At 58.4% G+C, this 12255-nt stretch carries 10 protein-coding genes and 1 riboswitch; of the genes, 2 read left to right on the top strand and 8 right to left on the bottom strand.

What is annotated here, in order from left to right; genetic code table 11:
• Positions 1–191 precede the first annotated feature (191 nt).
• From K6L24_RS08550 to K6L24_RS08565, 4 genes are read right to left on the bottom strand one after another with little or no spacing between them, the layout of a single operon-like run.
• Positions 192–1127, bottom strand: coding sequence for an ABC transporter substrate-binding protein (locus K6L24_RS08550; protein ID WP_222682182.1), 936 nt, complete (start codon positions 1125–1127; stop codon positions 192–194).
• A gap of 25 nt (positions 1128–1152) precedes the next feature.
• A complete protein-coding gene (locus tag K6L24_RS08555) occupies positions 1153–1905 on the bottom strand; it encodes an ABC transporter permease (protein ID WP_222682183.1) in 753 nt (250 codons plus the stop codon).
• Positions 1902–2648 (bottom strand): ABC transporter ATP-binding protein, encoded by a 747-nt coding sequence (locus K6L24_RS08560; protein WP_222682184.1) that lies wholly within the window; start codon positions 2646–2648, stop codon positions 1902–1904. Before K6L24_RS08560 ends, K6L24_RS08555 begins: the two co-directional genes overlap by 4 nt.
• On the bottom strand, positions 2645–3334 hold the full coding sequence (locus K6L24_RS08565) for a TenA family protein (protein ID WP_222682310.1): 690 nt from the start codon (positions 3332–3334) through the stop codon (positions 2645–2647). Before K6L24_RS08565 ends, K6L24_RS08560 begins: the two co-directional genes overlap by 4 nt.
• Before the next feature lie 64 nt (positions 3335–3398).
• A riboswitch (TPP riboswitch) is annotated at positions 3399–3503 on the bottom strand.
• A 99-nt stretch (positions 3504–3602) separates the two neighbouring features.
• Between K6L24_RS08565 and K6L24_RS08570 the strand changes: the two genes are divergently transcribed.
• Positions 3603–4628, top strand: coding sequence for an LLM class flavin-dependent oxidoreductase (locus K6L24_RS08570; protein ID WP_062742637.1), 1026 nt, complete (start codon positions 3603–3605; stop codon positions 4626–4628).
• Between the two features lie 46 nt (positions 4629–4674).
• On the opposite strand, the gene K6L24_RS08575 is transcribed toward K6L24_RS08570, so the two are convergent.
• The 3 genes from K6L24_RS08575 to K6L24_RS08585 form a co-directional block, all read right to left on the bottom strand.
• Positions 4675–6027, bottom strand: a complete 1353-nt coding sequence (locus tag K6L24_RS08575) for a carbohydrate porin (protein WP_222682185.1) — start codon at positions 6025–6027, stop codon at positions 4675–4677.
• Positions 6028–6105: 78 nt separating this feature from the next.
• Positions 6106–7533 (bottom strand): glycoside hydrolase family 32 protein, encoded by a 1428-nt coding sequence (locus K6L24_RS08580; protein WP_245006728.1) that lies wholly within the window; start codon positions 7531–7533, stop codon positions 6106–6108.
• On the bottom strand, positions 7533–8795 hold the full coding sequence (locus tag K6L24_RS08585) for an MFS transporter (RefSeq protein WP_222682187.1): 1263 nt from the start codon (positions 8793–8795) through the stop codon (positions 7533–7535). The genes K6L24_RS08580 and K6L24_RS08585 overlap by 1 nt, the downstream gene beginning before the upstream one ends.
• 263 nt (positions 8796–9058) lie before the next feature.
• Between K6L24_RS08585 and K6L24_RS08590 the strand changes: the two genes are divergently transcribed.
• Positions 9059–10069, top strand: coding sequence for a LacI family DNA-binding transcriptional regulator (locus K6L24_RS08590; protein ID WP_062742633.1), 1011 nt, complete (start codon positions 9059–9061; stop codon positions 10067–10069).
• Between the two features lie 51 nt (positions 10070–10120).
• On the opposite strand, the gene K6L24_RS08595 is transcribed toward K6L24_RS08590, so the two are convergent.
• The gene (locus K6L24_RS08595) at positions 10121–12058 is read right to left on the bottom strand and encodes a methyl-accepting chemotaxis protein (RefSeq protein ID WP_222682188.1); all 1938 of its coding nucleotides are present in this window, start codon (positions 12056–12058) and stop codon (positions 10121–10123) included.
• Between the last annotated feature and the right edge of the window lie 197 nt (positions 12059–12255).

Below are 12255 nucleotides of genomic sequence, written 5' to 3' on the forward strand. Positions count from 1 at the left end.
TATGATAATAGTTATCATTATCTATGGCGAATTTTTATCGCCGGGGCGGTCGGGCCGATCATTACAGCAGCCCACCCCCGGCAAGCGGATAGTGCTGTTGCAGCAGGGGGCAGCTTAATGTACGGACGCCCGAGACGATGATTTGCACGGGGCGTCCTGAAGCCCTTTTTTCCGGTCGCCCGCAGGGAGGATTAGTGCAGTTCCACCGCGTAGTCTGCAACCGGGGTGATCTTTTTCAGCAGCTTATTGTTAAACAGGAACTGCTCGTAGTCGGTGTAGCGCTTCACGTCGAGCCAGGCCGGATCGCGGGCAAACAGCGGCAGGGTTTTCTGCCAGGCAACGCGGTTCAGCTCCGTGTTCAGTTCCGGGTGCGCTTTAGCAAAGGCCAGCCAGCTCTCCTGCGGGTGTTTCTGCAGATAGTCGTTGCCTTTTTTCAGCGCCGCGAGGAATTTCTTCACCTTCGGTTCGTTCACGCTGTCGCGGTTGGCGACAATCACCAGCTCGTCATAAGCCGGTACGCCGTAATCCTCGACGTTGAGCACCACCGGATCTTTACCCTGTAATCTCAGCTCCTCCGCTTCAATATTGCGGTAACCGCCGATCACCGCATCCACCTGCCCGGCCAGCAGGGCGCTGGTCAGCTGGAAGTTAACGTTAATCATCTTTATCTCTTTCAGACTGAGTTTCTGATGCTTCATCATGGTGCTCAGCGTCACCTGTTCAATACCACTGACCGAATAACCGACGGTCTTGCCTTTCAGCCCTGACGGGGAGGTAATGCGCTTATCCAGGGTGATAACGGTATTCAGCGGCGTATTAATCAGCGTTCCCACGCGGACCAGCGGCAGGCCATCATCGGCGAAGAAATGCAGCTGGGGCTGATAGGTGATGGCAAGGTCCGCCTGTCTGGCGGCCACCATGCGTGGCGGCAGCGACGGATCGGAAGGCGGGATAATCGTCACATCCAGTCCCTCGGCCTTAAAGGCCCCGATCTGCTCTGCCACCATAATCGGCGCATGATCCGGATTAATATACCAGTCGAGCACCAGCGTCAGTTTCTCGCCAGCCATTGACGCACTGCTGCAGACCCCGCTTAACAGCAGTCCGGCGCAGATGTTCTTGATCATTTTATCTTCCTTCCAGAGGTTATCATCATGATTCAGGTGCCCAGTTAATCAGGCGGTGGAGCAGGGTGTCGACGGCCATCCAGAGTAAGACGGTCATCAGCACCAGAATAAACAATGCGGCAAAACACTGGTCCGTCTGCATGCGCGCGTTGGCGTTCAGCATAACGAAGCCCAGCCCTCCGGCGGACCCGACCCATTCCCCGATAATTGCGCCAATCGGTGCCACGGCGGCGGCCATCCGCAGGCCGGAACCGAATGCCGGTAACGCCGCCATCAGGCGGACGTGGCGCAGCTGGGCCCAGCCAGAGGCCCCCATGGTGCGGGCCAGGTCGAGATAGTCCTGATTGACCCGCCTGAGCCCGTCAAACAGGGTCGACGTGACCGGGAAAAAAATCACCAGCACCGCCATCGCCACTTTGGCGCTGATGCCAAAGCCAAACCACAGAACCAGCAGCGGGGCCAGTGCAAATACCGGAATGGCCTGGCTGGTCAGCACCACCGGCATCAGCCAGCGCTGCAGACGGGGGGAGACGATCATCAGGATGGCCAGCAGTGACCCCAGCAACACGCCCAGCACCAGCCCGGCCAGCACTTCCGATGCGGTGATCAGGCTGTGATAAGCGAGAAAGGCGCCCCCCTGCCACAGCGCACTGGCTACCGCGATGGGTGAGGGCAGCAAAAACGCGGGAATGGCACTCAGGGTGAACAGCCACCACAGCAGGATCAGCCCCACAAAAATCATCAGCCCGCGAGCGTGACCTGCCAGGCTGGCCCTCATCCTGCCGCCCTCAGCAACTGTTGTAACAGCGCCCCCTGGCTTTTCAGCAGGTGAGCATCATCCGGCGCGCGCGGCGGCAGACCGCCAATGGTATGAGTGTCGTCGATGGCCGCAGGGTGCCCGAAGAGCACCAGCAGATGGTGGCTCAGGCGGCAGGCTTCCATCGGGTCGTGGGTGATCAGCAGTACGGTGCGGTCCGCCAGCACCTCAGCGGCCAGCGTCTGGATCTTCGCCCGCGTCAGCGTGTCGAGCGCAGAGAAGGGTTCGTCCATCAGCACAACGGGGCGGTTCTCATACAGGGTGCGGGCGATGGCCGCACGCTGGCGCATGCCGCCGGAGAGGGCGGCGGGACGAAGGCCGGCATAGTCGTGCAGTCCGACGCGCGCCAGCAGGTGGTCAGCCCGGTCAGTATCGGCGGGCTCCCGGCGCAGCCGCGCGCCGAGGGTGACGTTGTCGCGGATCGACAGCCACGGATAAAGCAGATCTTTCTGACCCATCCAGGCGATGCGCCCGGCCAGCGGCAGGCCGTCGCTGCCGCAGACCGAACCGGCGTCGGGCGGAAGCAGCCCGGCAATGATCTTCAGCAGGCTGGTTTTGCCGCAGCCGCTGGCCCCCAGCAGCGCGACAAAACGCCCGGCGGGAATATCCACGCTGAGATCGCTGAAGAGCGGGCGCGGGCCGAAGCGCAGCGTCAGATGGCGAACCGCGATGCCCGGCGGTGGCGAAGCGGAATGGGCGGTCATGGGGTCGCTACCGCGTTGAGTCCCATCTGCCAGAAAGCCGACTCCAGGCGGGTAGCGGTGGTAAAAATCTCGGACAGGGCAGGGAAGCGGCTTTCGGCTCCCCGCTGCTGGCCGACCGTTTCCAGCAGTGCAAGGGCGGCACGCACCCCGGTGAGGTAGTCCGGGTCCGCATAGTTGCGGATCCAGGAAGCGTAAGGGCTGCCAGCCAGCACCGTCCTGGGAGAGGCCAGCAGGCCCAGGCCGATTTCGGCATACCCTGCCACACAGGGGAGCAGGGCGGCCAGCAGATCCAGCGCGTCCCCTGAGTGACCGATATCCAGCACGTAGCGGGTGTAATTCATGGTTTCTGCCGCCTCCGGTTCAGCAGCCATCTGTGCCTCGTTCAGCCCCCAGCTCTCGCAGTAGCGGACGTGCAGCGGCAGTTCGCTGACAATGGCATTGAGCGAAGCGGTAGCGGCACGCATCTCCGGCAGCGTGCGCAGCTTGCTGACCAGCAGCGCCCAGGCACGGGCAAAGTGGATCAGAAACAGGTAATCCTGGGTCAGATAGCGGCGAAAGGCGGTTTCGGGCAGCGTACCGCGTGAAAGTTGCTGAATAAACGGATGCGCCACATAGTCCTGCCAGTCGTTCCCCGCCTGCTGGCGTAAACGTCCGTACAGGCCGTGGCTGAAATCGACAGGCTCAATGGTGTTCGACACAGAATCCCCTCATTTAAGTGGCGATCCAGGTGCGCGGAGGTGTGATCAGGCGAGAATAATGCCTACCCGTCCCTTCGCTGGCATGACCCAGATCAGGTTCAAAGGGTTCGGCTTATTACGCCATCTCAGCCCATACAGGACACCCCTCGGAGTGAATTGTTATACGATAATTCATTTTGGATAGCAATCCTTGCCAGGTGGCGAGATAGCGCGTACTTATACTGAATTGATTCGTTTTATCCTGTTGAGAAACCCTATGAAAAGTATTGGATTCCTGTCATTCGGTCACTGGACACCGTCCCCGCAGTCCGGCACCCGTTCAGCCGCTGACGCCCTGTTACAGTCTATCGACCTGGCCGTGGCGGCGGAAGAGCTCGGTGCAGACGGCGCGTATTTTCGCGTCCACCACTTCGCCCGTCAGTTAAGTTCCCCCTTCCCGCTGCTGGCCGCCGTCGGGGCGAAAACCCGGCGCATTGAGATTGGCACCGGGGTGATCGATATGCGCTATGAAAACCCGATGTATATGGCGGAAGACGCCGGTTCCGCTGACCTGATCTCCGGGGGGCGTCTGCAGCTCGGCATCAGCCGTGGCTCGCCGGAGCAGGTGATCGACGGCTGGCGCTATTTCGGCTATCAGCCCGCAGAAGGGGAAAATGAATCGGATATGGCGCGTCATCACACCGAGGTGCTGCTGGATGTGCTGCGCGGCGAAGGCTTTGCCAGACCAAACCCGCAGCCGATGTTCCCCAATCCCCCTGGGATGCTGCGCGTGGAGCCGTTCTCTGAAGGGCTGCGTGACCGTATCTGGTGGGGGGCCGGTTCCAATGCCACGGCGGTGTGGGCGGCAAAGCTGGGCATGAACCTGCAAAGCTCAACGCTGAAAGACGATGAGACGGGTGAACCCTTCCACATTCAGCAGGCGGCTCAGATCCGCGCCTACCGGGATGCCTGGAAAGCCGCCGGACACCTGCGCACGCCACGTGTCTCGGTGAGCCGCAGTATCTTTGCGCTGGTGAATGACAGGGACCGTGCCTACTTTGGCAACAGCGGCAAAGAGGGGGACAAGGTGGGCTATCTTGATGAGAAAACCCGGGCGATTTTTGGCCGCAGCTACGCCGCAGAACCGGACCGGCTGATTGAACAGCTGGCGCAGGATGAAGCGATTGCCGAAGCCGACACGCTGCTGCTCACCGTGCCGAATCAGCTGGGGGTGGATTACTGCGCGCACACCATTGAAGCGATCCTTAAGCATGTGGCGCCAGGGCTGGGATGGCGTAACTAACCGGGGGCTGGGGAACCGCCAGGCCTGCCTGGCGGTGACGTCAGTGTTAAAAGAGGTATTTCGCCCGCACGCGTGCGCCATAACGTGGCTGATGATTTCCCCGATCGTCATCGGCGGCATTCAGCCATGACGCGTAACCGCCAAGATAGACCGTGAAGTTGGGCATATCGAGGATATCGGGAAGCTGCCAGGAGGTATGCAGGGTATGAATGTCGTAGCGCCCCGGCTGGAAGATAGCGCAGTCAGCGGTACACTCCTCACTGACACCGGACGCTGAGAATTCCGCGATATTATTATGGGCGTAGATATAGCCCAGTTCGACACGATGCCAGAGAGCATTAATCCCGGCGCTAAAATCGGTTTCCTCCCGGGCATCCATATAGGCCGTATTCACGTTCACCACGGTGCCATTCTGCGGGTTGTTCTTTAACGTATTCCACGTCATGGTCAGCCCGTAGCCGGTGCGCTCCGACTGATCGCGCCAGCGGCCTTCGCGGTCGGTATAGCCATAGGCGTTATTCACGATATTGCTTTCCATGGCGGCGGCGACGGACCAGATATCGGATCGCCATGCCACAACCGGGCGCACGTACATCACATTTTTCTGGTTTTCCATCGTGCGGCCGTGATAACGCTGATCCACATACAGCGCGCTGCCATCCTCAATCAGGGTGTTCACTTCAACGTACCACTTATCCCAGGTTTGACTCAGCAGCAGGTTACCGCCGCTGTTACTGCGGCCGCGCGCCTCCTTCATCATATAGATATAGCCGTAGCCGTCGCTGTACAGATCGTTAGCGGTATTGCCCGAGTATTCGATAAAGGTGTCCTGATTGAGGGGAAACATATCCCAGGCTTCAAACCGCCCGGTCTTCACCTGCCAGCTGTCTTTCTGACCGAAAAAGAAAGCCGCATCGTCCAGATTCATTTTCCCGCGAATATCGGCCAGCGGCTGAACGTTGAATCCGGCATATTTCCCTGCAGAACCCTGGCGGATCCCCTCCACGCCTAATAATATGCGGCCGTTAATATCCCAGCGTTCTTTACTGCCGGGAGCCCAGCTTTTATTGCTGCTGGTTTTTAACGATGTCAGGCTGCCCGTGCGGCTGGCCGCGTCGGCATTAAATTCCACATCGCCATAAAAACGCAGTTCCGTCGGGGTGTTCAGGCTCACGGCGAGGGGAGGCGTGGTGGCCGCGTGGGGAGTGGTGGCGTTATCCCCCCGGGTGTTCTGTTTTAATTTCACCATTTCCGCTTCTGCCCGGTCGGCGCGTTTTTCTGCATTTTTCAAACGCGCTTCGAGTAATAGAAAACGCTGTTCAACGCTTAAGGTACTTTCAGCAAACAGGGTGACCGGAAAGATCCCGGCGCACAGCATCATCCCGACGGCTATTTTCATCGATAAATTCCTTGCACATTATTTTGTAGGGAGGCAAAAGGCTCACCCGCGGTCACGGGTGAGCCGCAGGGCAGTGCGTCAGGCTAAGTCCCAGGCTCCGCACGCGGTGACGTCCGCGCTGCCGGACCAGGCAAACAGCGACAGCTGACGCTGCCCGGGGAAAATACGGCTGGTCAGGCAGGCTTCGCCATCGTTGACAAACACTTCCACCGAGGAGCGGTCAAAGAAGATGCGCAGGGAGAGCGTATCCCCGGCAGGGAGCGCGACGCTGCGTTCGCCACTCAGACCGCAGAGCGGATAGTGACGTGCCAGCACCAGGCGCTGGGACTGGTTGTCAACATACAGGCGCAGACCGTCTGACAGGCTGATGCCGTACTGTTCCGCATCGCTGGTGGCCCGGTTCCAGCTGACGAGCACCTCACTGGTTTCACAATTTTCCATGACGCACTGCTGCTGGTTTTTCAGCCTCCCGGCAGGCCACGGATGCCAGCTCTGGCGCAGGCATTCCACCTCTCGCGCCGGGGTCATCTGCAGACGATGATCGGCCGTCAGGGTGAGCTCCCGGGGCAGGGTAAGCATGCCGCACCAGCCGTCCTGCTGCTCTGGCATCGCTGATTCCCAGGTGTTCATCCACGCCATCACCATCCGGCGGCCGTCCGGTGTGACAAAGGTCTGCGGGGCATAAAAATCATGGCCGCGATCCAGTTCGGTGAAGTCACCCTCTTGGGTAAAGTCGGTCCCTGGCTGCCAGTGGCCGACAATATAGCCACTCTGGAACAGGTTGCGGTGGTCATAGCCCCGGGCCTGGATGCCCTGGGGAGACATCAGCAGGATCTGTTTGCCTGCCAGAGTGAAGAAGTCCGGGCACTCCCACATAAAGCCGAGGTGCGGCGGGGCCTCAGCCAGTATCCCGGCATCTTCCCAGCGGTGCAGATCGTCAGAGCGGTAAAGCCTGACCTGCCCGGTATGCGCTTCACGGGCACCGACCACCATGTACCAGTGCCGTCCTTCCCGCCACACTTTAGGATCGCGGAAGTGATGCAGCCCGGCAGGGGTGTCCAGCACCTGACCCTGTCGGCTGAAATGGATGCCATCCCGGCTGGTGGCGAGACACTGCACCTGGTAAAGGTTATCGTCACTGGACGGGTCGCCGTGAAATTTATGGCCGGTGTAAACCAGCGCCAGCTCATCCCCGTTGACCACTGCTGAACCAGAAAAACAGCCGTCTTTATCTTCCGGCCCTTCTGGTGCCAGGGCGACGGGCAGGTGCTCCCAGTTGACCATATCAAGGCTGCGGGCGTGACCCCAGTGCATCGGCCCCCACTGCGTGGAGTAGGGATGATGCTGATAAAAGGCGTGATACCAGCCGTCAAACCACACCAGCCCGTTCGGGTCGTTCATCCATCCCGCCTGGGGAGCAAGATGATAGCGGGGATACCAGCGGAGGGTAATCTGGTCGCGCTGGCGGATCAGCGCCTGTTCAGCATCTTCAAGTCGAAATGTCATCACTGTTCACTCTTGAGTGGTGAGAGGGAAGAAGGGGCCGGAGGCGCGCCTTCTGATAAGGATTTCTGATTACGCAGCAGAAAGACGGAGAAAAAGGTGGTGCAGAACACCATCAGCCCCATGATCAGGTAGGACTGAGCAAAGCCATATTTCTCGTAGCTGTAGCCCGCCAGCGGGGACAATACCGTTGCAATCACCGAGCTGGTGCAGGCAAAGCCCACCAGGTACAGGGTTGAGGAGAGGCGTTTGTCAAAATGCAGGCTGTTGTATTTAAAAATGGACACCAGCAGCACCGGCAGTTCCAGCGCGTGCAGCAGTTTGGTGATGGAAATCAGCAGCGGGCCTTCCACCATGCCTGACGCCACCATGCGCAGCGCCATCACCATCCCGGCAAAGATCAGCCCGTTTTTTGCGCCGATACGGTTTACCATCCACGGGGCGCAGAACATGCCGGCGGCTTCCAGAAAGACCTGGAAGGAGTTCAGGTAGCCGAACATGGCATTGCCTTCGCGCAGGGTGGGGAACTGGGAAGCGAAGTAGACCGGGAACTGCTGATCGTACACCCCATAAATACAGGTGCCGACCACGAAGAACACCAGTGCCCAGAAGCGGGGCAGCGTCAGTAAGCGCAGGGCATCTTCCAGGGTCACTTTACTGATGCCGGTTTCCAGCTTTTCCAGGCTGGCGGGGGTGCTGACGTTAAGCCGCGCCAGCAGGATAAAGAACACCACGCCAGAGCAGGAGGCCACCAGGAAGTTAAGTTTCGGGTTGAGATTAAACAGCAGTCCGGCGAAGAAGGTCGCCACCGCCCAGCCCAGCGAGCCCCACATGCGGGCTTTACCAAACTCAAAGGTACTCTGTCGTGCCACGCGCTCGGTATAAGACTCCAGCACGCCGATGCCGCCGTTAAAGGTCATGCCCACAAACAGTCCGCCGAAGATGCTGCCGACTAAGATATTGATTTTCAGCAGGTAGCCGAACAGTAAGAAAGCCGGGCCGGAGAGGATCAACAGGGCGGTCATGTACCACAACAGGTTTTTCCGTAAGCCCAGCCGATCCTGAATAAAGCCGTAGCAGACCTGCGCGCACAGCGCCGACACCGACAGCACAGAGAAAATAATCCCGGTGTCCGAGGCCCGCATCCCCACTTCCTGATGCAGCCAGATGGAAAACAGCGAACTGGAGGAGGACCAGCTTACAAAGAAGAAGAACAGCAGGGCGCTCAACAGCGGATAACTACGAGAATGATGTTTTTTCATCATTATGGTCTCAGTAAGGAAGATGGCGCATGATAACGTTAACATTCTGGGGTTGAGCAGCATATTGGCGGCGATATATGATGTTAATCACAGAGGTTAACGTTAACATTATCAAACTGAGACGGCGATCAACTTTTTTGACGGTGTGAGAGTGGTTTCGGCGGCGGGAGTCAAAATATCGCAGGCTCCTTTTTACTTCATAAAGGGAGTTGTATAGCCTTACGCACAGTCGTGGACGGCGATGGCTTAAATCAGGACAGAAGGTTATGGCGTCATTAAAAGATGTGGCACAGCGTGCAGAAGTTTCCCTGATGACCGTTTCACGGGCACTCAACGCCCCTGAGCGGTTAAAGCCTGAAACGCTGATCCGGGTGCAGGCGGCGATCCGGGAGCTGAATTACGTGCCCGATCTGTCAGCCAAAAAGATCCGTGGCGCACGTGCAACCCCCAGAACCATCGGCGTGCTGGCGCTGGATACCGTGACCACGCCTTTTTCGGTGGAGATCACCCTGTCGATTGAGGAGACGGCGCGGGCGCACGGCTGGAACAGTTTTGTGGTGAATATGTTTTCGGACGACAGCCCGGAAACCATGGTCGATCTGCTGCTTTCCCACCGGCCGGGCGGCATTATTTACACGACAATGGGCCTGCGGCAGGTGCCGGTCCCGGAAAAGCTGCTGACGCTTCCCTGTGTGCTGGCCAACTGCGAAAGCCTGCACCAGCCGGTAGCCAGCTATATTCCGGACGACGAGCAGGGGCAGTATGCCGGGGCAAAAGGGCTCTTCGCCGCCGGGTATCGCCGTCCCCTATGCCTGCATCTGCCGTCGCAGCATCTGGCCACGCGCCGGCGTCGTCAGGGGCTGGATCGTGCCTGCCATGAAGCCGGTATTGACCCGGAGAGTCTGACCCACCGCTATATGACCTATGGCGATGAGCATTACCGCGATATCCCGGCCAGCGTCCTGTCGCAGTTTTCCCGGGGGAAACCCGTTTTTGATTCGGTGATCTGCGGCAATGACCGGGTGGCGTTTATGGTTTATCAGACCCTGTTGGCGCACGGCGTTCGTATTCCCGAAGAGGTGGCCGTGCTGGGGTATGACAATATGGTGGGTATTGGCGATCTGTTCCTGCCGCCGCTGTCGACGGTGCAGCTTCCGCACTATGATATTGGCCGCCTCAGTGCGCTGCATATCATCAACGGTCAGACGCATCAGAACACGGTCCGCGTTCCCAGCCCGTGGCTGGAGAGAGCGTCGATTGCCCGCAGGCCAGCCTGATGGCGATGGCCTGCGCCTGCCCGCCAGACGTTCAGCGGGCAGATACTGGCGTTAAAACGAGGTCCACTCCTCTTCTGCCGCTTTAGCCGGTCGGGACGGCACGGCCAGCGCTGGCGTCTGCGCCGCGCCGCTTACCCACTCACCTTCGTGCACCTGGCCGGCGGAGGTTTTAAAGATAGCGACCATCTCACTGAGTTTTTTCGCCTGCTGTTCCAGCGAAATGGCGGCAGCCGAAGACTCCTGAACCAGCGTGGCGTTCTGCTGGGTGGTGGAGTCCATCTCGGTGACGGCTTTACCGATTTGCTCAATCCCCTGACGCTGCTCACTGGAAGAGCTGGAAATTTCGTCAATGATCTGGCTGACGTGGGTCACCGAACTGACGATATCCTCCATGCTGGCTCCGGCGCGGTTGACCAGCTCCGTCCCGGTACCAATGCGTGCTACGGAATCATTGATCAGCGATTCAATTTCTTTCGCGGCATCCGCGCTGCGCTGCGCCAGCGTTCTGACTTCGCCCGCGACCACGGCAAACCCGCGTCCCTGTTCACCCGCTCTGGCGGCTTCTACCGCCGCGTTTAGCGCCAGAATATTGGTCTGGAAAGCAATGCCGTTGATCACGCTGATAATTTCGGTGATCTTCTTCGAACTGGTCGCAATACCGTTCATGGTACTGACCACTTCACCCACAATCTGACCGCCTTTGCGTGCATCGGCACTGGCGCTGGCAGCCAGTTTGCTGGCCTGCTGGGCATTATCGGCGTTTAACCGTACTGTCGAAGTCAGCTCCTCCATGCTGGAGGCGGTTTGTACCACTGCCGCTGACTGCTGTTCGGTGCGGGAAGCTAAGTCCGTATTTCCGGCGGCAATCTGTGACGAGGCGCTGGCAAGGTGGCTGACGCTTTCACGGATCCCCGAGATCATATCGCGCAACCGCGTATTCATCGCCCCCATGGTTTGCGTCAGTCTGCCAAGCTCATCCGTTGAGGACGCCGTGATCTGTGCCGTCAGGTCGCCTGCGGAAATACGCTGGGCCAGCGCCAGGTTTTCACCAACGGGACGGGTGATCTTACGGGTGATGACCCAGGCCGTCAGCAGTCCGGCAACCACGCCCGCCAGCGACAGGGCGCTGATAATCATAATCGTGCTGACAATCAGCTGATTATTGAAGTCTGCCTGGGCTTTGATCAGCTCCTGGGTCGACCGGTTCAGCGACTCTGCGCCGGTGCCCATGGCGTCGGCAGCTTTCTGCGTGGCGGCGATGGCGGGCAGGAAGGTGTCAACGGCGCTTTTCAGCGCCTGATAGCGTTCCCATGCCGGGGTCAGCACAGCGCGGGTGCTGTCGGAGGCGCTGGTCTGGGCATCACTGTACAGTGACTCCGCGTGGGTATAGGCCTGTTCGAAGCGGGATAAGGCGTCCGGGGTATGCTGGACCACTAAGTTATCTGCCGCTTCACTGAGCAGGGTTAAGGCAAACAGCAGGTCATAGAGTCTGGCACTGACGTCAGCCTCGGGCGCGGTATTCTGAATCTGGCTTCGCAGGTCAGCGATGGTGCGTTTATCGCTGTACTGGTGGACTTTCTGTGACAGCTGATTGCTCTGAACACTTTTCTCATGGAAGGTGGTACGCAGCTGGCTGTAAGTGCGGATCAGGCCACCAAGCTGCTCGAAGTGGGCCTTAGTGTCCCCGCGCCAGTTATACCTGCCGGCCTCGCTGTGCAGTGCCTGCATGGACTGGATGGCTTCACCGTTTTCTTTCATTTTCTGTTCGTCACCGGTGTGCATATAGAGCAGGCGGTTTCTTCTGGCGGTATCCAGCAGATTGCCAATGTCGTTGGTGATCTGGGTTTTTATCGAGTTACGTTCAATGGATTTTAAAGATGAAATACTGTATCCGGATATGCCAATAATGATGGCAATCAACAGAATAAAACCTGAAAACAGTTTTTTTCCTATTGAGTAATTATTGAAATCAAATGCGCGCGTAATCATATTAAATCCCTTATAAACATAATTAATGGTCTTGGAGGTATCTCTTCCCCAGGCGTATTTTTTAAGACATTGCTTCGAAGAACCTATCGGCCTGATGAAAGCGATCATTAATGTTTATTTACAATTTAGCGCTAAATGTTTTTATCCTGCTGAATTTAAACCAATGATTTTAATTGTGATGGATTGATAGCCAGGCC

This window comes from Erwinia persicina, from assembly GCF_019844095.1.
In the GTDB taxonomy this organism is placed as follows: Bacteria; Pseudomonadota; Gammaproteobacteria; order Enterobacterales; family Enterobacteriaceae; genus Erwinia; species Erwinia persicina.

Coding starts and splice junctions, on each gene's coding strand:
- K6L24_RS08550 (WP_222682182.1), bottom strand. CDS start 1,127: ATGATCAAGAACATCTGCGCCGGACTGCTGTTAAGCGGGGTCTGCAGC.
- K6L24_RS08555 (WP_222682183.1), bottom strand. CDS start 1,905: ATGAGGGCCAGCCTGGCAGGTCACGCTCGCGGGCTGATGATTTTTGTG.
- K6L24_RS08560 (WP_222682184.1), bottom strand. CDS start 2,648: ATGACCGCCCATTCCGCTTCGCCACCGCCGGGCATCGCGGTTCGCCAT.
- K6L24_RS08570 (WP_062742637.1), top strand. CDS start 3,603: ATGAAAAGTATTGGATTCCTGTCATTCGGTCACTGGACACCGTCCCCG.
- K6L24_RS08575 (WP_222682185.1), bottom strand. CDS start 6,027: ATGAAAATAGCCGTCGGGATGATGCTGTGCGCCGGGATCTTTCCGGTC.
- K6L24_RS08580 (WP_245006728.1), bottom strand. CDS start 7,533: ATGACATTTCGACTTGAAGATGCTGAACAGGCGCTGATCCGCCAGCGC.
- K6L24_RS08585 (WP_222682187.1), bottom strand. CDS start 8,795: ATGATGAAAAAACATCATTCTCGTAGTTATCCGCTGTTGAGCGCCCTG.
- K6L24_RS08590 (WP_062742633.1), top strand. CDS start 9,059: ATGGCGTCATTAAAAGATGTGGCACAGCGTGCAGAAGTTTCCCTGATG.
- K6L24_RS08595 (WP_222682188.1), bottom strand. CDS start 12,058: ATGATTACGCGCGCATTTGATTTCAATAATTACTCAATAGGAAAAAAA.